Here is a 24,868-nt window from a genome sequence, read left to right as displayed (position 1 = left end):
GAACCACTGCTATCGGGAGCAAGCCCCCTCCCACATTCGCCCCCATCTCATAGCACTATTTCAGTTCTCTTCGCCCTCGGCCAACAGCGCAATCCCGCCGATAATCACCGCCACGCCCACCCAGTGCAGCGCGCTGATATGTTCGCCCAGCCCCAGCCACGACCCGAGCAACACCACCACAAACACCAGCGAACTCAGCGGGAACGCCAGCGACAGGCTGCTGCGCCGCAGGATCAGCATCCACACGAAAAACGCGCCGATGTAACAGGCAATCGCCGCCAGTATCCCCGGGTTACGCGCCACGTCGGCCAGCCACTGCCAATTGAAATCCATCTGCCCCAACTGGTCACCGGCGAGCTTGGTAAACAACTGCCCGGCGCTCTCGGTGCAGATCAACAAGGCCCACAGCACAATCGTGCCGAACCGCCCATGCAACCACGTCTGCGTCGTCATGCCTGGCTCCCGGCAACGGCCACCAGCATCACCCCCAGGGTGATCACCAACGTGCCCAGCCAGCGCCGGCGGCTGACGGTTTCCCCCAGCACCACCTTGCCCACCAGCACCACCCCGCAATAGGCCAGCGCCGCCGCCGGAAACAACAGGCTCAACGGCGCACGGGACAAGGCTTCCAGCCACACGAAAAACTCGATGACGTAGGCGCCGATCCCGGCCCATAGCAACGGCGCATTGAACACCTGGCCCCAGAACGCATTCAGGCGAAAGCCGCCTTCCAGCTCCGGCAAACGGTCCAGGCCGAGTTTGAAACACAGCTGGCCGATCACATCGAGCACGATAGAAAACGCTACCAACAACACCACGGTCAGGCTCACGGGAACAGCTCCTCAAACAGCTCGATCAAGGCTTCATTGGTCGCGGCATTGCGCTGCAGGTCCTCAGGCGTCCAACGCTGCGGCGGCGGCTGGTCGGACTTGGCCTCCCAGCGTTTGAACGCATTGCTGAACGCCGGCGTGGCGAACTCGCCGCACACGTCGATGCCGATGATGCGCTTGCGCGCCGCCAACGCCCGCAGCGCTTGCAGCAAATGCGTCAGGCGCATGCCGCCCTGGTCCCAGTTGGTGGCCGCGTCTTCGCAGGCCAAGACGTCTTTGTCGATGGTGATCCAGATCGCCTCGGTGGGCAGGCCGCTGATCATCTGTTCGAGGAAGGCCGCCCAATCCAACTGCGCCAGGTTGCGCCAGTGCAGATGGTTTTCCTGCTGCTGGTGACCGGCGCCATCGCCCACCCTGCCCCACACTTTCGACGGCGGGTGCTGCCAGGGAAACAGCTGCAACTGCCCACGCTTGAGGGCGCCCAGGTTGCCGCCGCGCAGTTGCGGGTTATGCAGGTCATCGCTGCACGGGCCCAGGGTGACGATGCGTTTGATCGCCGGCATTTTCAGCGCGCGGTTGACCCACGAACCACAGTGACGCTTGGGCGCAAAACGCACCCAGTCGGGGTGGTTGTCGAAGTGGATCAGGCTGATGGGTTCCTTGAGATCGGCAAGAAACGCAGGCGTGAGATGGTGATAGTCGCCGGAGCCGACAAACAGGATTTCCGGCCGCGCATCCGTGGGCCGTGGCCGTCCGGCCAGGCGTTCGGCGAAGCGTTTCCAGGTTTTTTCGGTGGACCACAGGCGCAGCTTGGGGCCCAGGTCCAACAGGTCGATACGGGTGGCACGGCCACTGGCCAAACGCCGGGCAATCGGCGCCTGGGCCGTGAGGCTATGGTCGAGGTCGAGAATGTTCAAGGCAGTGTTTCCCCTATGGCTTTAGGGGGTCAATGCAAGGGGCGGGCCAGCGCTTAACTCAAGGACAGTGAGAAACAAATGTGGGAGGGGGCTTGCCCCCTCCCACATTCAGGATTTTGCTTCGTTGATGATCTGGCGAATCGCGCCCACGAACGCTTCAGCCGGCTGGCCGCCGCTCACCGCGTATTGGTCGTTGAACACGATGGTCGGCACCGAGCTCACGCCACGGGAGATCCACAGCTGCTCCTGCTCGCGTACCTCGGCAGCGTATTCATCCGAGGCCAAGATCGCGGCGGCGCGCTGGATGTCCAGGCCGACGCTTTCAGCGATGATCGCCAGGGTGGCGTGGTCGGACGGGTTCTGGCCATCGCTGAAGTAGGCCTTGAACAGCGCCTCCTTGAGGTTGTACTGCAAGCCTTCCAACCCGGCCCAATGCAGCAGGCGGTGCGCGTCGAAGGTGTTGTAGATGCGGCTCTGGCCATCGGTGCGGAACGCGAAGCCCAGCGCGGCGCCCATGTCGCGGATGCGCGCGCGGTTGGCCTGGGATTCTTCGGCGCTGGAGCCGTATTTTTCGGTGATGTGCTCAACGATGTTCTGACCGATGGCGGGCATATTCGGGTTCAGTTCGAACGGCTGGAAATGAATCTCGGCCTGCACCTCGGCGCCCAACTGGTCGAGGGCTTCGGTCAGCCCGCGCAGGCCGATGATGCACCAGGGGCAGGACACGTCGCTGACGAAATCGATTTTCAGGGGAGTACTCATGACAGGCAACCTCGTAGGCAAAATGTGCCGCAAAGGTTGCACCATACACCACCTCACAACAGCTTCGCAGGCGCCACCGGTTCAATCTGCGCCCAGTGCGCCGCATCTTCACGATGGGCTTGCAGGTACGGCAACACCGCCGTCAGCAGCGGCGCCTTGAACGCTTCCTGGAAACGATGGGCCATGCCGGGAATCAGCTTCAGCTGGCTGCCCTGGATATGCGCGGCCAGGTGCACGCCGTGCATCACCGGCAACAACGGGTCGGCGGTGCCGTGCACCACCAGGGTCGGCACGCGCAGTTGGTTGAGCAGCGGCACGCGGCTGGGTTCGGCGAGGATCGCCATGATTTGGCGCTTCACGCCGTCCGGGTTGAAGGCGCGGTCGTAGGACAGCGCCGCCTGGTGCAGCAACGCCTGGCGGTCGTCCTTTACCGTCGGGCTGCCGAGTGCGGCAAGCAAATCGGCCTGTTGCTCCAGGGCCACTTCACGGTTGGGCGCGCCACGCCGTGACAGTAGCTGTACCAGCGCCGCACTCGGTGCCGGCAAGCCTTCGGCGCCGGAGCTGGTCATGACCAGCGTGAGGCTCTCCACCCGCTGCGGCGCCATGGCCGCAAGATGCTGGGCGATCATGCCGCCCATGCTCGCGCCCAGCACGTGGAATTGTCGAATCTGCAGCGCATCCATCAACCCCAGGGCGTCATCGGCCATATCGGTCAGCGTGTAAGGCGCCGCCACCGGCAGGCCGAGTTTGTAGCGCAGCACTTCGAACGTGAGATTGGCAGTGGCCGGCGGCTGGCGCCAAGTGGACAGGCCCACATCGCGGTTGTCATAGCGGATCACCCGAAAGCCCTGCTGGCACAGGGCGACGACCACTTCATCCGGCCAGTGGATCAATTGCCCGCCCAGGCCCATCACCAGCAGCAAGGCCGGGTCGGACGCACGGCCGATACTCTGGTAGGCGATGCTCACCGTTTCCAGATCAACCGTTTGGGTCGGGACATTGACATCACATCGAGACGCCGCAAAAGACGGCAGGCCGAACAGGAAGGCGGCCAATAAAAGCAACACACGCATGAAAAACACCGAAACGCAGAACCCCAGTAGAGCGCGAGTCTGATGAACTTTGTTCAAGCGCGCTGCCACAGTTCGATGACAGTTTGATGAAGTGTGCCCAGTGGTCATGGTCGACACGCTTTGCAACATGAGACAAACTCACGCTATTCGTTTTCATCACAAATTGTCTTCATGGAGAGCCTGTGCTCGAGATCCGTCACCTCAAGACCCTGCACGCCCTGCGCGAAGCCGACAGCCTGGTGGAAGCCGCCGAGCGCCTGCACCTGACGCAATCGGCATTGTCCCACCAGTTCAAGGAGCTGGAAGAGCGCCTGGGCATGCCGTTGTTCGTGCGCAAGACCAAGCCGCTGCGCTTCACCAGCGCCGGTCTGCGCCTGCTGCAACTGGCCGACGCGACCCTGCCCTTGCTGCGCGGCGCCGAGCGCGATATCGCGCGGTTGGCCGGCGGCACGGCCGGGCGGTTGCACATGGCCATCGAATGCCACAGTTGCTTTCAGTGGCTGATGCCGACCATCGACCAGTTCCGCGATGCCTGGCCCGAAGTCGAGCTGGACCTGGCCTCCGGTTTTGCCTTTGCGCCATTGCCGGCCTTGGCCCGCGGCGACCTGGACCTGGTGGTGACCTCCGACCCGCTGGAACTGCCGGGCATCACCTATGTGCCGCTGTTTACCTACGAAGCCATGCTGGCCGTGGCCAACCAGCACGCGCTGGCGACCAAGGCGTATATCGTGCCCGAAGACCTGCTCACCGAAACGCTGATCACCTACCCGGTGGAACGTGACCGCCTGGACATCTTCACCCGTTTCCTGGAACCGGCCGACGTGGAACCGGCTCAGGTGCGCACGTCGGAGCTGACGGTAATGATGATGCAACTGGTGGCCAGCGGCCGTGGCGTGTGCGGCATGCCCCATTGGGCGCTGCATGAATACAGCTCGCGCGGCTACGTGAAGGCCAAGCGCCTGGGCGAAAAAGGCCTGTTTGCGACGTTATATGCGGGGATCCGTGCGGACATGCTGGACGCGCCCTACATGCGCGACTTTTTGCTGACGGCCAAGGACACGTCGTTTTCGACCTTGGATGGGGTGAGCGCGGTGCGCTGATTAACCCGCTGTCTGAATCAATCGGGTTGGAGTTCGCGCCACATGTGGATCTTGTCGAAGTACTCAAGGCCCACCCGCACGGCCAACGGCTCCAGGCCGTACTGGATAAAACCGCACCGTTGATAGAGCGCAAACGCGGCATCGTTGCCGGCGGTGACGGTCAGTTGAATCACCTTGAGGCCCGCCCGTTGGCGCGCCTCACCCAGCGCCGCCTCCACCAACCGACGGCCCAGGCCGTGGCGCTGATAGGCCGCGTTCACGTACATACCGAACAACGTCACCTTGTGCCGGGCCTTTTCCCGGGGTTCGAAGGCCAGGCCGACGATGCCCGCCAGCCGGTCATCCGCAAACGCGCCGAACAGCCGGTCCAGCGGGTTGTCCAGGCGTTTTTCCCACCAGCTCAACGGCATCGACGCGCGCTCGGCCACGCTGGAGGTGAACGCTTGGGGATAAACCCCATACGCCTCAAGCATCAATGCCCGATAAGCCTGGGCATCACTGGCCACCAGCGCGCGTATGAGCATCAGGCCGGCGTAGCCAGTGAGGCGCGATAGAACGGCAGGATCAGGTCCCGCGTCAGTGGCGCCAGGTGCAGGCCGCCGTCGCCCGCCGGGTCGATCCAGCAGACTTCTTCGATCTCGGCAGCCGGGCTCAGCGCCCCGTCGACCTGAACCTGGAACATTTCAGCGTGTACGGTGCAACCCGGCTCGTTGGCCGCCGGCGCCGAGAACTGCCCGAGGTAAAGGGCGTGTTCCGGGTCGATGTGCAGGTTCAGTTCTTCGTGCAATTCACGCGCCAAGGCTTGCGCGGGTTGTTCGCCGGCGTCGATCTTGCCGCCCGGTTGCATAAAGGCCTGAGTGCCGCGCTTGCGCACCAGCAGGGTCTGGCCGTCGGCATTGATCAGGAGCGCGGCGGCGATGCGGATAGTCGTGGGCATAGGATAAAAGCCATCGATTCAAACAATGAGGGAACGCAGCTCACGCCTCGTCCGGTTCCTTGATAAATACGCTGTACTTGGCGCCTTCCATCGCTTCGAACGCGATGAGTTTGTCCACCAGCGGCAGGTTCAGCACCTTGCCGGCGTTGAGCAGCAGCATGCCGTTATCGGCATTGAGGTTGCGCGCCAGCACCATGCCGGCCTCCAGCTCGCGGGTGCTCAAGGCTTTAACGGTCGGGTCGCCCAGGGTCACGTCGCTGAGGAACGTGGCGCAGGCCAGGACGAAGTCTTCGACCAGGTCCGGGTCGTAAAGGCGCCCGGCATATTTGCGGATATAAAGCAGCGCTTCATCGCTGTTCAAATGGCGCTCAAGGATCAGCCCCTTCTGCAGCTCAATGAAATCCACCGCGAGTTTCAGCAGGCGCGAGCCAAACGGAATCGCGTCGCCCTTGAGGCGGTCGGGAAAGCCAGTGCCGTCCCAACGTTCCTGGTGATGGCGAATCATCCGCGCCGCATCCTTCATCGGCTCCAGGGTCATCAACAGCGACTCGCTCTGGGTCGGGTAGCCACGGTACCGCTCGCGATCAGTGCTATAGAGCTTGTCGGCCGGCTCGTTCAGCATGCTGTCGCTCCAGCTCAGCTTGCCGATGTTGTACAGCGCGGCGGCCATCGCCAGGTCACGCGACGTGGCTTCGTCGATAAACTGGGCGGCGCAGTACACGCGCACCAGTTCGATCAGCGCGCGGTTGGTCTGTTTGGCCTTGGGCAGGCGCAGGTTGGCCAATAGCGAAAACACTTCGGTGCCGGTCACGTAGCTGCGCTTGAGCTCGTCGTAGGCCAGGTCGAGCATGTCGGCGGTCTGTTGCAGCTCACTGGTGCGCGCGGCCACGCGTTTTTCCAGGGTGGCATTGAGCGTCTTGAGTTGCTCGTTCTGCGCATGGGTCAAGCGTTCCAGGCGCTGGTGTTCCAGGGCCTGTTGCAGGATCAGCTTGAGCTCTTCGTCGTTCCAGGGCTTGGCGATATAGCGGTGGATCTGCCCGTCGTTGATCGCCTTGATGATCGTCGGCACGTCGGCATAACCGGTCAGCAGGATACGACTGGTGGTGGGGTACAACCGGTGCACCTCGGCCAACAACTGCGCGCCGTCCATGCCGGGCATGCGTGCGTCGCTCATCACCAGGTCGATGGGCTGGGCCGCCATGATCTCCAGGGCCTGGGCACCGCCGCCGGCGAGTACCACATCGAAAGGCTGGCCGCGTAACAGACGGCGCAGGCTGTTTAGGATCGACTCTTCATCGTCGACCAGCAAAATCGTGGGTTTGGTAGCGAGTTGTTCTTCCATGCCTGCGGCGCCTTCACATTAAACTGAATTGAGCTAGATTGAACCCGTGTGCCAAGCCGTCTTCCCTCGCTTTTGGCGCGGGGTTGATTTGACGCCAACTGGCCGTCAATTTCAAGGGAGCTGGACTATGCTGTCAAAGCAGCCCTGCCCCCCGCTCAGAAGTAGAACCAAGGAAGGACTCGTTATGCCGTCGAACCTTTTGCCGTTGGGGATTGCGCCATGAACTCGGGTTCGGCACGCGCCAACCGGCGCATTTTGATCGTCGATGACACCGCCTCCATCCATACGGATTTCCGCAAGATCCTGTGTGCCGAGGCCGCGCACGAGCAGTCCCTGGACACCCTTGAAGAAACCCTGTTCGGCACCACCACGCCCCCACGCCAGGCGTTCATGCTCGACTCCGCCTACCAGGGCCAGGAAGCCCTGGCCCTGGTGAACCAGGCCCTGGCCGCCAACGCCCCCTATGCCATGGTGTTTATCGACATGCGCATGCCGCCCGGCTGGGATGGCCTGCAAACCATCGAACAGCTGTGGAACGTCGATCCCAACCTGCAAATCGCGTTGTGTACCGCCTATTCGGATTATTCCTTCGAGGCGATCGAAGCGCGGTTGAAGTTCAACGACCAGTTGCTGATCCTGAAAAAACCCTTCGACCAGCTGGAAATCCGCCAGATGGCCAGCGCCCTGACCTGGAAATGGCAGCTCGCCCAGGACGCCGCGCTCAAGGTCATCAGCCTGGAGCGCACCATCGAAGAACGCGTGCAGGAGCTGCTCAAGGTCTCGCACCTGTTGCAGTACGACGCCCTCACCCAGTTGCCCAACAGCACGCTGCTCGGTGACCGGCTGACCCAGGCCATGGCCCTCGGCCGGCGGCATGACACGCAATTGGCGGTGATGTTTATCGGGCTCGACCGCTTCAAGCGCATCAACAATGCCTTGGGGTATCCGGTGGGCGACGAGGTGCTCCAGCTGGTCAGCCAGAGCCTGGCCGCCAGCGTGCGCGAATCAGACTCGGTGTTTCGCTACGGCTCCGATGAGTTCGTGATCCTGCTCAATGATGTGCTGCATCCCCAGCAAACCCAGCACATTGCGCAGAAGGTGCTCATGGCCATCAGCGCCACCCGCCATGTCGCCGGGCATGACCTGAGTGTCACCGCCAGCCTGGGCATCAGCATTTACCCCAATGACAGCACCAATGCCGTGGTGCTGATCAAGCAGGCCGAAACCGCGATGCACACCAGCAAGGAACGCGGCCCGGACGATTTCAGTTTTTATACCGAAGACATGAACTTGCGCGCCCAGCACCAGCAAAACCTGGAAAGCGCCATTCGCCAGGCGCTGGAGCGCGATGAGTTCGTGCTGCACTACCAGCCCAAGCTGGCCCTCAAGTCCGGGCAGATCGTCGGTGCCGAGGCGCTGATACGCTGGTTTCAGCCGCGCTCGGGCTGGGTCAACCCGACCGACTTCATCCCGGTGGCCGAAGACAGCGGCTTGATTGTCCGCCTCACCCAATGGGTCCTGCGCCAGGCCTGCGAGCAAGTGCAAAGCTGGAATGCGATGGGGCTGCCGGCGTTGCCCGTCTCGGTGAATATCTCGGCCATCGACTTTCGCCAGCGCGACTTTATCGACAATCTGGCCACGATCCTCAAGGAAACCGGGCTGCCCGCCCACCAGTTGGAACTGGAGATCACCGAAAGCGTGCTGATGCAAAACGTCGACGACACCGTGGAGACCCTGCACAAGATCAAGGCCATGGGCGTACGCCTGGCCCTGGATGATTTCGGTACCGGTTACTCCAGCCTCAGTTACCTGCGACGTTTTCCCATCGACGTGCTGAAAATCGACCAATCGTTTGTGCGCGGCTTGAACGTCAACAGCCAGGACGCACAGTTGATCAGCGCGATCATCGGCATGGGCAAAAGCCTGGAACTGAACATCATCGCCGAAGGCGTGGAGACCGCCGAACAACTGGACTTCCTCAGGGCCCAGGACTGCGAAGAAGGCCAGGGTTTCCTGTTCAGCAAGGCGGTACCGGCAAAAGATTTCGCCCAGTTACTGCAGATGGGCTGCGCCATGCCGATAACCCGTCTATAGCCCCACGCTTGCAAGGAGTGCTCGCTTGAGCGAAGTCTCGATTTACGGTTTCGGCCTGGCCCTCATCGTGGGCTTTGCCTTGCCGGCGATGGCCGCGCCGCTGGACGAGGCACTCAAACCCTTACCGGCGGTTCCGGTGTTGGACGCGGCCAAGGTCGAGTTGGGCCGCCGACTGTTCAACGAGCCGCGCCTGTCGGTGAACAACACGCTGTCCTGCGCCAGTTGCCATCGCCTGGAGACCGGCGGCGCCGATGACAAGCCGTTCTCCCTTGGCTTCGACGGCAAACCGGTGGAAATCAACACTCCCTCGGTGTTCAACGCCAGCCTGAATTTCAAGCAGTTCTGGAATGGCCGGGTGGACACGCTGGAAGCGCAGATCGAACAGGTGGTCATCAGCCCCGTGGAAATGGGCAGCGACTGGAAAACCGTGGTGCACAACCTCACCGACCTGCCCCTCTACCAGCGCGCCTTCAGCCAGGCCTACCCCGACGGCGTCACCGCCGCCAATGTGCAAAACGCCCTGGCCAGCTATGAGCGCACGCTGCTCACGCCCAACTCGCGCTTTGACCAATACCTGCTGGGCAATACCGATATACTCACCACCCAGGAAAAATACGGTTACCAGCGCTTCAAGGAATACGGCTGCATCGCCTGCCACCAGGGCATCAACATCGGCGGCAATATGTTTCAGAAGTTCGGCGTAATGGGCGACTACTTCAAAGCGCGTGGCAACCCGATCGAAGCGGACCTGGGGCGCTACCTGTTGACCCAGGACGAGGACGACCGCCACGTATTCAAGGTACCCAGCCTGCGCAATGTCGCCGTGACCGCGCCGTACTTTCACGATGCGTCAGCCAACACCCTGGCTGAGGCGGTGGATGTGATGTTCAAGTACCAGTTGGGGCGCAACCCGAGCCAGGAAGACAAAGACTTGATTATTCAGTTTCTCAAGACCCTGACCGGCGAATGGGCGGGCAAGCCTTTATGAGCAGACCGTCATGAGCTTCATCCGCCGCCACACCAGCTTGTTATTGCTCGGCCTGGTCGCCCTGTTGCTGGCCTCGACGCTAACGTTTCTGTACCTCAAATCATCCCGTGACCAGACGGCCAGCTACACCCAGTCGCGGGACTTGATCCGCCAGTTGCAGCAGCTCAATGCGCAGTGGGACAGCGAGGTGCTCAAGGCCCGTATCGCGATCACCCACAACTACGACCCACTGGTGACACCGCTGGCGGAAATGACCCGACTGTGGGCCGACCTCAACAACCGGGGGACGTACCACAGCCTGCAAGACCTGGCGCGCTGGCAGGCCAGCCACGCGGCTTACCAGGTCGCGATCCAGGAAAAAGCGCGGTTGGTGGACCAGTTCAAGTCCCACAACGCGGTGCTGCGCAACTCGCTCGCGTTTCTACCCACCGCCGAAGACGACATCCAGGCGGAGTTCAATCGCATCGACGGGGAAGGCCGGCTGCAACTGCAAGGCGTGGCCAGCGACACCTACGACCTGCTGCTCAGTAGCCTGGAGTTCGCCCAGGTCACCAGCGACGAACGCGCCGCCGATATCCTCGTGGGCCTGGGCAAACTGGCGATCAACAAAGAGCGCCTGCCCAGCGATTTCCAGGCCCCGGTGGAGATCCTCAGCAACCACATCTCGCTGATTCTGCGCGAACAGCCGGTGGTTAATACCTTGCTCGAACGCATTGCCGCCGTGCCTGTGGCCGAGCGCCTGGACGACTTGACCACCCACCTCGACCAGGACCAGCAAGCGGCGGACCTGAGCGACGATCAATACCACCGCTACCTGCTGATTTTCTCGACCTTACTGGTGGTGGTGCTGGTGTACCTGGCGGTGCGCCTGCTGCGTAGCTTCGCCGAGATCAACCGGGTCAACCGCGCCTTGCAGGCGGCCAACGAAACCCTCGAACAACGGGTGGAGCGGCGCACCCAGCAACTCAAGGATGCACAGAGCGAACTGCTCGACAGCGCGCGCCAGGCGGGCATGGCGGAGATCGCCACCAACGTGCTGCACAACGTCGGCAACGTACTCAACAGCGTGAACATCTCCGCCGACATCGTTACCCGCAAGCTGCGCAGCAGCAAAGCGCTGGGCCTGGGCAAGGCCATGCAGTTGATCAACGAGCACCGGGGTGACCTGGGCGCGTTTCTCACTGAGCATGAAAAAGGCAAGCTGCTGCCCGACTATCTCAACCAACTGGTGGAGGCCATTGCCGTCGAACAGCAAGGCATGACCGACGAGCTGGCACAGCTGAGCAAAAGCGTCGACCACATCAAGGACATCGTCTCGACCCAGCAATCCTATGCCGGTGCGTCCACCCTGCTGGAACCGGTACACATCAGCGCCTTGATGGAAGACGCCCTGCGCATGAACGCCGGCGCGCTGAGCCGTCACAACGTCACGGTGGTCAAGGAGTATGGGCAGGTCCCGGAGATCATGGCGGACAAACATCGCCTGCTGCTGATCATGGTCAACCTGATCAGCAACGCCAAGTACGCCATGTCCAACCTCAGCGACCGGGCGCGGCAGATAACCCTGGCGGTCAAGCAACTGGAAGACAACACCGTGCAGATCAGCGTGAAGGACGACGGCGAAGGCATCCCCGCCGAAAACATGACGCGCATCTTTACCCACGGTTTTACCACCCGCAAGGAAGGCCACGGCTTCGGTTTGCACAGCTGCGCCCTGGCCGCCGTGGAAATGCATGGCCAGCTCAGCGCACACAGCGACGGGCCCGGCCTGGGCGCGGTGTTTACCTTGACGATCCCTATGACCCCTGCCGGAAGCCCCCTATGAACCAACCCCCTAACCGGCGCATTTTGCTGATCGACGACACCCCGTCGATTCACGATGACTTCCGCAAAATCCTGATGCCCGCCGTTGAGACCAACCAGGCGCTGGATGACATGGAGTCGGCGCTCTTCGGTGACACCAATGCCCCCACGGCGCAACCCTTTGACTTGCACTCGGCCTATGGCGGCGAAGAAGGCTTGCAATTGTTGACCACCGCGATGGCCGACAAACGCCCCTATGCCCTGGCATTTGTCGACATGCGCATGCCCCAGGGCTGGGACGGCGCCAAGACCATCGAAGAGTTGTGGAAAGTCGACCCCGGCCTGCAAGTGGTGGTGTGCACCGCGTATTCGGATTATTCCTGGGACGAACTGCTGCACCGCCTGAACGGCCACGACCGTTTACTGATCCTGAAAAAACCGTTCGATAACATCGAAGTGCAGCAGATGGCCAATACCCTGGCCAACAAATGGGACATGGCCCGTCGCGCCTCGCTGCAAACCGCGCACCTGGAACAGTTGGTTGAACAGCGCACCCAGGCGCTGCAAGTGGAAATCGACGAACGCAAGCAACTCGAAAGCCAACTGGTGCAGTCGGAAAAACTCGCCTCGCTGGGGCAACTGGCAGCAGGCGTGGCCCATGAGATCAACAACCCCGTGGGGTTTATCTCATCTAACCTCAGCACCCTGGACGGCTACTTCACCCAGCTGCAACAGATGCTGGACGCTTACCTGCGCGCCGAAGAAAGCCTTGCGCCGGGCGAACAACGCGATCAGCTCAAAGCCTTGCGCAATGAGCTTGAGCTGGATTTTCTCAAGGACGACATTCCGATCCTGATCCGCGAATCCAAGGAAGGCATCGGCCGCGTGGTGCAGATCGTCAAGGACCTGAAGAACTTCTCGCGGGTGGACAACGACCAGACCTGGCAATTCGCCAATCTGCAACAAGGCATCGATTCCACGCTGAACATCGTCGCCAGCGAACTCAAGTACAAGGCCGACGTGGTGAAACACTACACGCCGCTGCCGGAAATCGAATGCCTGGCCTCGCAGCTCAATCAAGTGGTGATGAACCTGGTGGTCAACGCGGCGCAAGCCATGGGGCCGGAACGCGGCACCATTACCATCAGCAATGGCGTGGAGGGCGAGAACATCTGGCTGGAGGTAGCGGACAACGGCTGCGGGATCAGCCCGGACACGGTGCAGAAAATCTTCGACCCGTTTTTCACCACCAAACCGGTGGGCGAAGGCACGGGCCTGGGGTTGTCACTCTCCTACGGCATCGTCAAGAAACACCGCGGCGATATCTCGGTGAGCAGCGAGCTGGGCAAGGGCACTACGTTTCGGGTGGTGTTGCCGATTCGGCAGACGGCGGCGTAGGGCCCGGCTCAAACGCGAACGTCGTGGATAAAAACAGCCCGCACGGTCTGTGCGCAGCTGCGCAAATGCCTGGTTGAAAGCACACACGCTGTTTTCAATCGGCTGACAGGCGCAGAATGCCGCATCGACCTGCAGAGTCCGAACCCAAGGAAACCGTATGAGCCTGTCCTTGCTAAGCCGCTACGCCTTCTTTGCCGTGTGCGTCATTTTCACCCTCGCCAGCCTCCCCTTTATCGAACATGAATGGCTATGGCCCATCAGCCTGGTCACCGGCCTGCTGAGCCTGATCGGCCTGTTCGACCTGCTGCAAAGCCCCCACGCGGTACGCCGCAACTACCCGATCCTGGGCAATATCCGTTACCTGGTGGAAGCCATCCGCCCGGAAATCCGCCAGTACCTGCTCGAATCCGACAGCGACGCCCTGCCCTTCTCCCGGGCCCAACGCTCGCTGGTGTATTCGCGCGCCAAGAATGAAACCGCCGACAAACCCTTCGGCACCTTGATCGATGTGTACCAGTCGGGCTTCGAATTTATCGGCCACTCCATGCGCCCCGCGCCGCTGAGCGACCCCAGCGCGTTTCGCGTCATGGTCGGCGGCCCGCAGTGCACGCAGCCGTACTCGGCCTCGGTGTTCAATATTTCGGCGATGAGTTTTGGCTCATTGAGCGCCAATGCAATCCGCGCGCTCAACAAAGGCGCCCAGCTGGGTAACTTCGCCCACGACACCGGCGAAGGCAGCATCAGCCCGTACCACCGCGAAAACGGCGGCGACCTGACCTGGGAACTGGGCAGCGGCTACTTCGGCTGCCGCACCCGCGACGGTCGTTTCGACCCGGAACGCTTCGCCGCGCAGGCGCAGGACCCGCAGGTACGCATGATCGAAATCAAGATGAGCCAAGGCGCCAAACCCGGCCATGGCGGGATCCTGCCCAAGCACAAAGTGACCCAGGAAATCGCCGAAACCCGCGGCATCCTGATGGGTGAAGACTGTGTCTCACCGTCGCGCCACAGTGCGTTTTCCACGCCGATCGAGCTGATGCAGTTCATTGCCCAACTGCGTGAACTGTCCGGCGGCAAACCGGTGGGCTTCAAGTTCTGCCTGGGCCACCCGTGGGAATTCATGGGCATCGCCAAGGCCATGCTCGAAACCGGCATCCTGCCCGACTTCATCGTGGTCGACGGCAAGGAAGGCGGCACCGGTGCCGCGCCCGTGGAGTTCACCGACCATATCGGCGTGCCGCTGCGTGAAGGCCTGTTGTTCGTACACAACACCCTGGTGGGCCTGAACCTGCGCGACAAGATCAAGCTGGGCGCCAGCGGCAAGATCGTCAGCGCATTCGACATCGCCAGTGTCCTGGCCATCGGCGCCGACTGGGCCAACTCGGCGCGCGGCTTTATGTTCGCCATCGGCTGCATTCAGTCGCAAAGCTGCCACACCAACAAATGCCCCACCGGCGTCGCCACCCAGGACCCACTGCGCCAACGCGCGCTGGTGGTGCCGGACAAGGCCCAGCGGGTGTTCAACTTCCACCGCAACACGCTCAAGGCCCTGGCCGAAATGCTCGCGGCGGCCGGGCTGGATCACCCTTCGCAACTCTCGGCCAAGCACCTGGTACGGCGCATGTCGGCCACCGAGATCAAACTGTTTTCGCAGTTGCACATCTTCCTCAAACCCGGTGAATTGCTCACGGGTGAAGTGAACGGCCAGTTTTATTCACGCATGTGGCAGATGGCGCGGGCGGATAGTTTTGAGCCGCGAGAAGTGGAAGCGGCATAACGCGAATACATGCGCCCATCCAACGATGGGCGACTGTGCGTCAATCTCGCTTGAACTGCTCCGTGTAGTCCTCGGGATCGGCCCTGTACTTGAGCGTAATAAAACCACTGTCACCGACCACGCAGATTGCATAAAACGGATTATTCACAACGGTCTTGCACGGCTGTGTTTTCAGCGCATTTATCTCGGCCTGAAAACCCTTGAAGTAGCCATTCACAACGTTGGTTATACCGATCCTTGGAAAAAATTCCGGAAACAACATGGCATTCGAGCTACTTAAAATATAACGCTGCACCGGCATCTGCGTCATTGCGCCGTGGGCGCCAGGAATCCAATTGACCGACACCGGATGGGACAAATAGTAAAACACCTTCTTGGTATTAAGCTCGTTGTATGACATCAGGTCATAGGCAATATAAGTGGCCGTTGCAGTTTGCAATTCCTTCTTCGCTATCAGCACCTGACCATAGGCATAGCACAACGAAAACATGAAAACCGTCGGCACCACTAAGACACAGGTTGCGCTCTTGAACACGCGAATAAACAACTCATGACTCAGCAAAAACACAAACACCAGCAGCACCGAAAATCCAATATAGTTTCGCGCATCCACATCATCCCCGACGAGCAGCAACATGACGCCAGGCACACATAAAGCGAGGATTGGAACGACCAAAAGATACAAGACGCTTATCACCGCTTTGCCAAGGATGCTTCCCGTCATCTCGGGAATCTGCTTGACCACGATCAAATAGCTGGTAGCCGCAGCCGCCAACAGTACAACGGCAATAGCCCACAGCACGGGGTTGAATAACAGCATCACCTTGTCCAGGGTAAACATCAGCTTGGCGCCGACTTGCTCCAGCCAGTAGCTGTCCAGCGGCAGGAACCGGCAGCGCTCACTGCTCGCAGACTGAAAGGCCGTGAGGAAATAAATCACCCCGCCCACTATCAGTTGCAGGCCCCGGACTAGAACCGCCGACAACACATCCTTGACCGGAAGTTTGTTTCTAACACTCCACACAAACTCAACGACGCACAGCCCCACAAATACACTTACGGTCAGTTGATATAACCCCAGGACAACAGCAATCAACAGGGCCGAGACGGCACAGCGCAAGCCCGTGGATTTGGCATTATTGGTGAGTGCATAGAGAGCGGCTGCCACCGCCAACACCATTCCTGGCCCATCATATTGATAGGTCAGATTCCCCAGGAAAAACGGATTGCACAATAGCGGTAAGAACACCAGGCAGGTCATCAGCGAGGGTCGCGAAAAGAAGTACAACGTCACACTGGTCATCGCTGTAGCAATGACGAACATGGCTATCAACAGAGGCAGTGGGAACATATTTATCTTGGCCGGCGCGAACGAAAGGCCCTTGAGCATAAAATCCAGCAAGATTCGGCCCTGGTCGCGCCAAAGATCATATTCCAATAACAGCGATCGCCAGTTGTCGTCGATATACCGGAAATCGGCATGAATAACAGGAAACGCATACAGCATCGACGCTGCTAGGAAAAAACCAAAGACTTCCCGCCTGCTCAATACCCTATTGGCCCACATTGCTCACGTCCTCACATTCATTTCCTTGGACGGCCTGCCTCACTACCTCTTGCACCACATACCGCGGCCGATGCTTGGCCTCCATATAAATGCGCCCCACATACTCCCCCAATATGCCGATTCCTATCAGTTGCACCCCACCCAGAAACAAGATCGCCGTCATCACCGACGGATACCCCGGCACGTCATTGCCGAACAGCACTTTGTCCATCACCAGAAACCCCGCATACACCAGCGCCAGCAGCGAGATACAACCGCCGATATAACTCCACAACCGCAGCGGCACGGTGCTGAATGAGGTGATGCCGTCCAACGCCAGGTTCCACAGTTTCCACGCGTTGAACTTGCTCTGGCCGTTGCTGCGGGGGGCGCGGTCGTATTCGACGATGGCCACGCGAAAGCCCGCCCAGGACAGCACGCCCTTCATAAACAATTGCTGCTCGGGCAACGCCTTGATCACGTCCACCACCTTGCGGTCCATCAGCCGGAAGTCGCCGACGTTTTCTTCGATGTGGGTGTAGGCGATGCGGTTGAGCAGGTGATAGAACAGCGACGCGCTGTGGCGCTTGAGGTAGCCGTCGCTGACGCGATTGCGACGTTTGGCCAGCACCACATCAGCGCCTTTTTGCCATTCGGCAACCAACTGCGGGATGACCTCGACCGGGTCTTGCAGGTCCGCGTCCATGGGGATAACGGCGTCACCCGTGGCGTACTCCAGCCCGGCGAACAGTGCCGCTTCCTTGCCGAAGTTGCGCGAGAAGTTGATCAGCACCACGTTGCTGTCGGCCAGGGCAATCGCGCCGGCGTATTCGGCGGTGCGGTCGGTGCTGCCATCGTTGATCAGCACCATCTGCACGGTGTGGCCATGCAGCGTCGACTCCTGGCGAACGACGCGGTAGAACTCGCCCACCGCCTGTTCCTCGTTAAACAGCGGCACCACCAGCGAGATCCTCACCGCGCACGCTCACGAAACACCACCAGGCGCGAAAGCAGGAACCCCCAGACCAGGCTCACCAGCGAAAACACCAGCACCGTGACCAGCCCGGGCACGCGCCAGTGGTCGCCCAGCCAGCCCACGCCCAGGCTCAAACCGCCCAGGCACAACATGAACAGCCCATAGCGGGGCAGCGAGGCCGGCATGGCGAAGGTGTAGAGCGCATTCATATAAAAGGAGAACGACGCCGCCACGCAAAAGGCGAAGAGGTTGCTCATGGCCTGACTGAACTCGAACGCGGCCCTGAACACGAAAAACAGCTGCCAATGGATCACCGTGTTGGCGATGCCAATCACTGTGTAGCTGGAGAAGCCCTTCCACAGTCTGTTCATACCGTCGTCCTATTGCGGCTGAGCTCAGCAAGCCACAGCCCCGAGCGGTGCGTCTACTGTCAGATCTAACAGGTGCGCCGCCTGCGCAATTGAGACATTCTGTAATACCCAACCTTTGCAATTGCTTACAAATCCCGCCAACCTGCGCCCGCCCGACGCACGGCGTATGACATCGGCGACGCCTTTCGGTCCTTACTAAACCCTTTGTTCAAGAGCCCGCTGCCATGCTGAACGGACGCGACCCGCGCATCGATTTTTTTCGCGGCCTGGCGTTGATCTTCATTTTCTGGGATCACGTGCCCCACAACCCGCTCGGCCAGATTACCCTGCGCAATATCGGCTTCAGCGATGCGGCGGAGGTGTTCGTGTTCCTCGCCGGCTACGCCTCGGTACTGGCCTATGGCAAGGTCTTGCAGCGCGAGGGTTATTGGATGGCCGGCCTGAAGATCCTGCGGCGCACCTGGGTGTTGTACGTGGTGCATATCTTTTTGTTGGCGATCCTGATGGGCATCGTGTTCTTCGCCAACAGCAAGGTGGAAACCCGCGACCTGGTCCAGGAGATGGGCTTGACGCACTTCATCACCAACCCGCAGCAAGCCCTGACCGATGAGTTGTTGCTGCGCTTCAAACCCAACCTGATGGACCCGCTGCCGCTGTATATCGTGCTGCTGGCCGGCCTGTCGCTGGTGCTGCCGTTGATGCTGCGCTACACGGGGGCGGTGGTGGCCGTGTCGGCCACGGTGTATTTACTGGCGCCCTGGATGGGCTGGAACCTGCGCGCGATTGCCGACGGTGTGTGGTACTTCAACCCGGTGACCTGGCAGTTGCTGTTTGTACTCGGCGGCGCGGCGGCGCTACATGCCGGCCGGCCGCGCCCGGTGAAACCCCGTGGGCTGTGCAGGCAACCGCTGTTCATCGTGGCCGCCGCCTATGTGCTTGCCGCAGGCGTGATCACCCTGTCCTGGCGTTGGCCCGAGGTCCACGACGCGTGGATGCCGCCCGCACTCAGCAACCTGCTCTACCCGATCAGCAAGACCGACTTGTCGCCGGTGCGCTTGCTGCACTTTTTGGCACTGGCCTATGTCACCGCCAAACTGCTGCCGGGCCGCGCCTGGACAGAGTATTGGCTGGCCCGGCAAACCTGCCGCATGGGGCGTTTTTCCCTGGAGGTGTTTTGCCTGGGCGTGCTGCTGGCGCCGTTGGCGGACATGGTCAACGCGCTGGCCGGTGATGCCTTCGTCATGCAGCTTTTCACGGCGCTGGTGGGCGCCGGCTTGATGGCGCTGCTGGCGGCCTGGCTGGAGCTGAACAAGCGGTTGAGCCAACACCCTCAGAGTGCCTAGGCCTCTTTTTACTTCATGAGTCGTTTCAACAGCAGCGCCTGCAGGTTTTTTCGGGTGTCGGCAATGATGTGGATGTAGACCGTATTGTCGCGAATTTCGTAGATGATCCGGTTCATCCCGCTGACCACCTGCCGATACTGGATGAGATTCAACCTCTCAATCTCTTCAGGTACCGGGCCCGCATAAGGCAGCGTTTCGAGACAGCGCAGGGCCTGCTTCAACGACTCATAGGTGTGTTGCCAGGTCGATGTCGAAAACTGACCGATCAGGTAGGACTTAATGTCTTTCAGGTCGCTTTTGGCCGAATGCAACATCACGACTCTGAACGTCATTGACCATCATCCTTGTCCAGTTCCGCGAACACGTCCTCCAGGTCCTGAAACTGCTGGTGTTCAATCTGTCGATTACCCAAGGCCAGCAGCTTCAACAAGGCCATGGTTTCTGCCTGTTCTTCGAAACTTTTTACATCCATTACCACCAGCTTGGCTTCACCGTTTTGGGTGATAACCAGTGGTTCGCGGCTTTCTGTGAGCGTTTTAACGATTTCAGCCGTGTGGCTTTTCAAATAGCTGATCGGTTTTATCTGAGATGAAAACTTCATGGGTTGGCCCTCGCCTGGCAGTGCGACCGATTTTAGTCTTAATTCAGTTACAGATAGGCAGGTACCGACGAAAGGCCGGCATTCAAGCCCAAAAACCCACCTGCAAAAAAAACAAAAAGCCCCGATCCAGGGGCTTTTTGTTAGGCATTGGGCGGTCAGGCCTCTGAGCGTGCCGCCGTTTGGCTCGGCTGCAACTTGAACACGTAGAACAACACGGTCAGCAGCACCAGGAACGCGGGGCCGATGTACAACGCCACGCGCGTGTCCGGGAAGTACGCCATCAAGCCCACCACCAGCACCAGGAAGGCCAGGGCCAGGTACGAGCTGACGGGGTAGAGCCACATGCGGTATTTCAGGGCCTTTTGTTCGGCCGGGCTGAGGCTCCGGCGGAATTTGAGTTGCGCCAGCAGGATCATCACCCAGGTCCAGATCGCGCCGAAGGTGGCAATCGAGGTTACCCACACAAAGACTTTTTCGGGCACCAGGTAGTTGAGCAACACACCCAGCAGCAAGGCAAAAATCGACAGCAGCAGCGCCCGGCGCGGTACGCCGTTGCGGGAGGTGGTGGCGAACGTCGCCGGCGCCTGGCCGTTTTGCGCCAGGCTGTAGAGCATGCGCCCGGTACTGAAAATGCCGCCGTTGCAGGACGACAACGCCGCCGTGATCACCACGAAGTTGATGATTCCCGCCGCCGTCTTGATGCCCAGGCGCTCGAAGGTCATCACGAAGGGGCTGCCCTGGGTGCCGATTTCATTCCACGGGTAGATCGACAGGATCACGAACAACGCGCCGACATAGAACAACAGGATGCGCCAGAACACCGAGCCGATGGCATTCGGTATGGTCTTTTGCGGGTTGCGCGCTTCGCCGGCGGTGAGGCCGATCATCTCCACGCCCAGGTACGCGAACATCACCATTTGCAACGACATCAACACACCGGTCACGCCATTGGGCATAAAGCCGCCATGGGCCCACAGGTTGGAGACGCCCAACGCCACGCCATCGTTGCCGAAACCGAAAGCGATGATGCCGACGCCGCCGATGACCATGGCGATGATCGTGACGATCTTGATCAGGGCGAACCAGAATTCGAATTCACCGAAGGCCTTTACCGCGATCAGGTTGATGGTGCCCATGCTCACCAGGGCGGCCAGCGCCCAGATCCAGCGCGGCACATCGGGGAACCACACGCCCATATACACGGCCACGGCGGTGATCTCGGCGACGCACGTTACCAGCCACAGGAACCAGTAGTTCCAGCCGGTGAGAAAACCCGCCAACGGGCCGAGATAGTCCTGGGCGTAGCGGCTGAACGAGCCGGCCACCGGGTTGTGTACGGCCATCTCACCGAGGGCGCGCATGATCACCAGAATCGCCAGGCCGCCAATGATGTAGGAAAGCATGATCGCCGGGCCGGCCATTTCGATGGCCTTGGCCGAACCTAAAAACAGACCGACGCCGATACAGGCACCGAGCGCCATCAAGCGAATATGCCGTTCGCCGAGTTCGCGTTTGAGCGGGCCGCCTTGAGCGGTCTCGCCGTGGGGCAGGTGATTGCCTACGGGCATAAGGTTACAACCTCGTCTTGTTATTGGAGATGAGTGGCGGAGCATTGGCCGATCAGCCGTCACTTCACGCCGGCGCTGCGGCTTTGTGAGCCAAAACGCCGGCGAGTATTGCACAGCCTTGGTGCACGGTCATTCCCCTGCCTTGGTCGTAAGCGCTCTGGCACGGGCGATTCCGCCAGCCTTGCGTGGCGCCGGCGCCGACAAAAATTCCTGAGCGGCGCCAATCTGCGACTAAGCTTCAGACAAGTCCGATCAATCTGCTTGAAGGGATCAATCGACTATGGGCGCTCTTCGGCACACCGATTCGAGCAAGGCTGCGATTCTTGACGTCGGCCCGGATTATCTGCCGCAAAAAACGCCCCCGCGCCGTTACGGGCGGCGGCTGTTCTGGCTGATCGTGCTGATGGTCCTCGCCGCCCTGGGCTATGCCCTTTCCCGCGAAATGGACACCTCCCGCTGGCAGGCCCGCCAGCTGAGCCGGTGGGCCGCCGACCTCGACTATCGCCTCGCCCCAGGCGCCAGCGACGCCCAGGTGTACCCCGGCGCCGGCCCTTTTGACAAACGCCTGGGCTACAGCGACCTGCCGCAATTGCTGCCGCGGTTGATCAAGCGCGATTATGTGATCGTCGAGCAGGCGCGCTTCTCCGCTGCCTTGCTCGATTACACGCGCCACGGCCTGTTCGTGCCCTATGCGGAAAAAATCCAGGCGGGCCTGTCGATCACCGATTGCCGCGCCGCACCGCTGTACCACTTCAACTACCCGCAGCAGCTTTACAGCGACTTCGCCGCCATCCCGCCGCTGGTGGTCAACAGTTTGCTGTTCATCGAGAACCGCGACCTGCTCGACCCTGCGCGCCCCCAGGCCAACCCGGCGGTCGACTGGCCGCGTTTCGGCATGGCGGCATGGTCGCAAGTGGCGCGGGTGCTGAACCTGCCCGGCCAGAGCGCGGGCGGCAGTACCCTGGCGACCCAATTGGAAAAATACCGCCACTCACCCGACGGTCTGACCCAAAGCGGCGGCGAAAAGATCCGCCAGATGCTCTCCGCCAGCGTGCGCGCCTACGCCAACGGCCCCGACACCGTGCACGCCCGGCAAGCCATCGTGCGTGACTACCTCAACAGCGTGCCGTTGTCGGCGGTGCCCGGCCACGGCGAGGTGCACGGCATGGCCGAAGGCTTGCGCGTGTGGTACGGCGCCGACTTCGTGCAGGTCAACCAGGCCTTGAGCAGCCGCGCGCAAGACGCACCCAGCCTGGCGCAACGCGGCCTGGCCCTGCGCCAAGTGCTGTCGTTGATGATCGCCCAGCGCAGGCCCTCCTATTACCTGACCAAGGGTCGCGACGACCTGGCGCAACTGACCGACAGCCACTTGCGCCTGCTGGCCCAGAACGGCGTGCTGGAACCGGCATTGTTGACGGCGGCACTGGCGAGCAAGGTGCGCTACCGCGATTGGCAACAACAGCCGACCCTGCAGATGATCGACACCAACAAAGGCATCAGCGCTGCCCGCAGCCGGTTGGCGGCTTTGCTTGACCGCCCGCTGTACGACCTGGACCGCCTTGATTTGTCGGCCACCAGCACCTTGCAGGGGCAGTTGCAGGAACAGGTCACGGCGTACCTCAAACACCTCGCCGACCCGGTCTACGCCGCCCAGGTCGGCCTGCTGGGCGAGCGCCTGCTCACCCCGGCCAGCACGCCCTAAGTGCGCTACAGCTTTACGCTGTTCGAACGCACCGCCGATGGCGCCCGCGTGCGGGTGCAAACCGACAACACCGACCAACCCTTCGACATCAACGAAGGCAGCAAACTGGAACTGGGCTCTACCGCCAAACTGCGGGTGCTCACCACTTACCTGCAAATCGTCGCGCAACTGCATGATCGCTACGCGGCCTCGACACCCGCCGCGCTGAAAAAAATCGAGGTCGCCGAACACGACAACATCAGCCGCTGGGCCCTGGATTACCTGCGGCAAAACCCCGGCAAGCCGTTGGCCGACATGCTCGACGCGGCGCTCAACCGCACCTATTCGGCCAGCCCCGGCGAGGCGTTTTTCACCGGCGGCGGCCTGCACCGTTTCCACAACTTTCGCAACGAAGACAACGGCCGCAACCCGACCCTGCGCGACGCCTTGCGCGAATCGATCAACTTGCCGTTCATCCGCCTGATGCGTGACCTGGTGCGCTACAGCACCTACACCAGCGCCAACAACAGTGCGCAGTTGCTCAAGGACGACAGCGAACCGCGCCGCCAGGAATACCTGGCGCAATTCGCCGACCGCGAGGGCACCACGTTTTTGCTCAAGTTCTGGAAGAAGTACCAGAAAAAAGACACCCAGGCGCGCCTCGAAACGTTCCTCGACGGCCTGCACCCCACGGCCATTCGCCTGGCGGCGGTGCACCGCTATTTGCTGCCCGAGGCCAGCCGCGAGAGCTTCAACCGCTTCGTCCGCTCGCGCCTGGCCGGCGCGAAAAACCAACAGCCGCTGACCGACAAGCGCCTCGACGCGCTCTACGACAGTTACGGCCCCGGCGCCTACGACCTGCCCGACCAAGGCTACATCGCCAAGGTGCACCCGCTGGACCTGTGGCTGCTGGGCTACCTGATCAATCACCCCGACGCGACGTTCAGCGAGATCGTCAAAGCCAGCCAGTTCGAGCGCCAGGAAGTCTACAGCTGGCTGTTCAAGAGCCGCCATCAAAACGCCCGCGACAGCCGCATCCGCACCATGCTGGAAGTCGAAGCGTTCCTGGATATCCACCAACGCTGGAAGGCCGTCGGTTACCCCTTCGACCATCTGGTGCCGTCGCTGGCCACCGCCATCGGCAGCTCCGGCGACCGCCCCGCCGCGCTGGCCGAGTTGATGGGCATCATCCTTAACGACGGCGTGCGCATCCCGGTGCTGCGTATCGACAGCCTGCACTTTGCCGCCGGCACGCCCTACGAGGTGCGCTTGATCAACGACCCCAACCGGGCGCGCCGGGTGATGCCGTCTGAAGTCGCGACGGCCCTGCGCGGGGCGTTGTCCCAAGTGGTGGACGCCGGTACCGCAAAACGCGTGGCCGGCAGCTTCAAACTGGACGACGGCACGCCGCTGGCCATGGGCGGCAAGACCGGCACCGGCGACAACCGCATCGAAGCGATCGGCGCGGGCGGGCGGATTCTCAGCTCCAAGTCGATCAACCGCACCGCCACCTTTGTGTTCTACATCGGCGACCACCACTTCGGCACGCTGACCGCGTTCGTACCGGGCAGCACCGCGCAGAACTTCAAATTTACCTCCGCATTGCCGGTGCAGGTGCTCAAGGGCATGGCCCCGCTGCTGATGCCGTATCTGCAACCCGCCGGGCCTCTGCGCTGCGCGGTTCAATAACCGATGAGTGCGCCAATTATTTGCACTTTTATCCATTTTTCGAGGGATAGGCTGATGATTTAACCCCACCGG

At 61.2% G+C, this 24,868-nt stretch carries 21 protein-coding genes and 1 pseudogene; 8 read left to right on the top strand and 14 right to left on the bottom strand.

The features are described 5' to 3' along the window. Positions 1–60 precede the first annotated feature (60 nt). The 5 genes from AB4O25_RS24035 to AB4O25_RS24015 all read right to left on the bottom strand — a co-directional run bounded on the left by AB4O25_RS24035 (position 61) and on the right by AB4O25_RS24015 (position 3,582). A complete protein-coding gene (locus tag AB4O25_RS24035) occupies positions 61–453 on the bottom strand; it encodes a DMT family transporter (protein ID WP_017526329.1) in 393 nt (130 codons plus the stop codon). After that, on the bottom strand, positions 450–830 hold the full coding sequence (locus tag AB4O25_RS24030) for a DMT family transporter (protein WP_017526328.1): 381 nt from the start codon (positions 828–830) through the stop codon (positions 450–452). The genes AB4O25_RS24035 and AB4O25_RS24030 overlap by 4 nt, the downstream gene beginning before the upstream one ends. Next, on the bottom strand, positions 827–1,747 hold the full coding sequence (locus AB4O25_RS24025; RefSeq protein WP_017526327.1) for an arginase family protein: 921 nt from the start codon (positions 1,745–1,747) through the stop codon (positions 827–829). The genes AB4O25_RS24030 and AB4O25_RS24025 overlap by 4 nt, the downstream gene beginning before the upstream one ends. Positions 1,748–1,855: 108 nt before the next feature. Continuing rightward, on the bottom strand, positions 1,856–2,509 hold the full coding sequence (locus AB4O25_RS24020) for a DsbA family oxidoreductase (RefSeq protein ID WP_017526326.1): 654 nt from the start codon (positions 2,507–2,509) through the stop codon (positions 1,856–1,858). A gap of 53 nt (positions 2,510–2,562) precedes the next feature. Next, positions 2,563–3,582 (bottom strand): alpha/beta fold hydrolase, encoded by a 1,020-nt coding sequence (locus AB4O25_RS24015; protein ID WP_017526325.1) that lies wholly within the window; start codon positions 3,580–3,582, stop codon positions 2,563–2,565. A gap of 182 nt (positions 3,583–3,764) precedes the next feature. On the opposite strand from AB4O25_RS24015, the gene metR reads away from it, so the two are divergent. Next, on the top strand, positions 3,765–4,682 hold the full coding sequence (metR, locus tag AB4O25_RS24010; RefSeq protein ID WP_017526324.1) for a transcriptional regulator MetR: 918 nt from the start codon (positions 3,765–3,767) through the stop codon (positions 4,680–4,682). 17 nt (positions 4,683–4,699) lie between these two features. Here the strand turns inward: metR and AB4O25_RS24005 are convergent, their stop codons facing one another. Genes AB4O25_RS24005 through AB4O25_RS23995 form a run of 3 tightly spaced genes read right to left on the bottom strand, consistent with a single transcriptional unit; the run spans position 4,700 to position 6,961 of the window. Then, the gene (locus AB4O25_RS24005) at positions 4,700–5,206 is read right to left on the bottom strand and encodes a GNAT family N-acetyltransferase (RefSeq protein WP_017526323.1); all 507 of its coding nucleotides are present in this window, start codon (positions 5,204–5,206) and stop codon (positions 4,700–4,702) included. After that, positions 5,206–5,619 carry an NUDIX hydrolase gene (locus AB4O25_RS24000; RefSeq protein ID WP_017526322.1) on the bottom strand — a complete coding sequence of 138 codons (414 nt, stop codon included), beginning with the start codon at positions 5,617–5,619 and terminating at the stop codon, positions 5,206–5,208. Before AB4O25_RS24000 ends, AB4O25_RS24005 begins: the two co-directional genes overlap by 1 nt. A gap of 40 nt (positions 5,620–5,659) precedes the next feature. Continuing rightward, positions 5,660–6,961 carry a response regulator c-di-GMP phosphodiesterase, NosR family gene (locus AB4O25_RS23995; protein WP_017526321.1) on the bottom strand — a complete coding sequence of 434 codons (1,302 nt, stop codon included), beginning with the start codon at positions 6,959–6,961 and terminating at the stop codon, positions 5,660–5,662. Positions 6,962–7,180: 219 nt separating this feature from the next. Here AB4O25_RS23995 and AB4O25_RS23990 point away from each other — a divergent pair, with 219 nt between their 5' ends. The 5 genes from AB4O25_RS23990 (at position 7,181) to AB4O25_RS23970 (ending at position 15,021) form a co-directional block, all read left to right on the top strand. Beyond that, on the top strand, positions 7,181–9,055 hold the full coding sequence (locus tag AB4O25_RS23990; RefSeq protein WP_460150036.1) for a putative bifunctional diguanylate cyclase/phosphodiesterase: 1,875 nt from the start codon (positions 7,181–7,183) through the stop codon (positions 9,053–9,055). Between the two features lie 25 nt (positions 9,056–9,080). Next, complete coding sequence (locus tag AB4O25_RS23985) at positions 9,081–10,043, top strand: cytochrome-c peroxidase (RefSeq protein ID WP_017526319.1); 963 nt, start codon at positions 9,081–9,083, stop codon at positions 10,041–10,043. A gap of 10 nt (positions 10,044–10,053) precedes the next feature. Next, entirely contained in the window at positions 10,054–11,868 is a 1,815-nt protein-coding gene (locus AB4O25_RS23980) for a DAHL domain-containing protein (RefSeq protein WP_068937533.1), read from the top strand. Next, on the top strand, positions 11,865–13,244 hold the full coding sequence (locus AB4O25_RS23975; RefSeq protein ID WP_017526317.1) for an ATP-binding protein: 1,380 nt from the start codon (positions 11,865–11,867) through the stop codon (positions 13,242–13,244). Before AB4O25_RS23980 ends, AB4O25_RS23975 begins: the two co-directional genes overlap by 4 nt. A 157-nt stretch (positions 13,245–13,401) precedes the next feature. Further along, on the top strand, positions 13,402–15,021 hold the full coding sequence (locus AB4O25_RS23970) for an FMN-binding glutamate synthase family protein (protein ID WP_017526316.1): 1,620 nt from the start codon (positions 13,402–13,404) through the stop codon (positions 15,019–15,021). A 40-nt stretch (positions 15,022–15,061) separates the two neighbouring features. On the opposite strand, the gene AB4O25_RS23965 is transcribed toward AB4O25_RS23970, so the two are convergent. Genes AB4O25_RS23965 through AB4O25_RS23955 form a run of 3 tightly spaced genes read right to left on the bottom strand, consistent with a single transcriptional unit; the run spans position 15,062 to position 17,914 of the window. Further along, a complete protein-coding gene (locus tag AB4O25_RS23965; RefSeq protein WP_460150035.1) occupies positions 15,062–16,588 on the bottom strand; it encodes a glucosyltransferase domain-containing protein in 1,527 nt (508 codons plus the stop codon). Then, a complete protein-coding gene (locus tag AB4O25_RS23960) occupies positions 16,575–17,543 on the bottom strand; it encodes a glycosyltransferase family 2 protein (RefSeq protein ID WP_017526314.1) in 969 nt (322 codons plus the stop codon). Before AB4O25_RS23960 ends, AB4O25_RS23965 begins: the two co-directional genes overlap by 14 nt. Then, positions 17,540–17,914 carry a GtrA family protein gene (locus AB4O25_RS23955; RefSeq protein ID WP_065877215.1) on the bottom strand — a complete coding sequence of 125 codons (375 nt, stop codon included), beginning with the start codon at positions 17,912–17,914 and terminating at the stop codon, positions 17,540–17,542. The genes AB4O25_RS23960 and AB4O25_RS23955 overlap by 4 nt, the downstream gene beginning before the upstream one ends. A 224-nt stretch (positions 17,915–18,138) precedes the next feature. Here AB4O25_RS23955 and AB4O25_RS23950 point away from each other — a divergent pair, with 224 nt between their 5' ends. Then, on the top strand, positions 18,139–19,257 hold the full coding sequence (locus AB4O25_RS23950) for an OpgC family protein (protein ID WP_460150034.1): 1,119 nt from the start codon (positions 18,139–18,141) through the stop codon (positions 19,255–19,257). Between the two features lie 8 nt (positions 19,258–19,265). On the opposite strand, the gene AB4O25_RS23945 is transcribed toward AB4O25_RS23950, so the two are convergent. From AB4O25_RS23945 to AB4O25_RS23935, 3 genes are all read right to left on the bottom strand, one after another. Next, positions 19,266–19,589 (bottom strand): type II toxin-antitoxin system RelE/ParE family toxin, encoded by a 324-nt coding sequence (locus AB4O25_RS23945; protein ID WP_017526311.1) that lies wholly within the window; start codon positions 19,587–19,589, stop codon positions 19,266–19,268. Continuing rightward, positions 19,586–19,858 carry a type II toxin-antitoxin system Phd/YefM family antitoxin gene (locus tag AB4O25_RS23940; RefSeq protein WP_017526310.1) on the bottom strand — a complete coding sequence of 91 codons (273 nt, stop codon included), beginning with the start codon at positions 19,856–19,858 and terminating at the stop codon, positions 19,586–19,588. Before AB4O25_RS23940 ends, AB4O25_RS23945 begins: the two co-directional genes overlap by 4 nt. Before the next feature lie 155 nt (positions 19,859–20,013). Further along, positions 20,014–21,426 carry an amino acid permease gene (locus AB4O25_RS23935; protein ID WP_460150033.1) on the bottom strand — a complete coding sequence of 471 codons (1,413 nt, stop codon included), beginning with the start codon at positions 21,424–21,426 and terminating at the stop codon, positions 20,014–20,016. A 280-nt stretch (positions 21,427–21,706) separates the two neighbouring features. On the opposite strand from AB4O25_RS23935, the pseudogene AB4O25_RS23930 reads away from it, so the two are divergent. Then, positions 21,707–24,796 (top strand): annotated as a pseudogene (locus AB4O25_RS23930) (transglycosylase domain-containing protein). The last annotated feature ends 72 nt before the right edge of the window (positions 24,797–24,868 follow it).

The sequence above is a fragment of the Pseudomonas sp. S3_A03 genome (genome assembly GCF_054668275.1).
The sequence above is the reverse complement of the archived record's forward strand: the minus strand, read 5'-3'. Positions and strand labels throughout refer to the sequence as shown.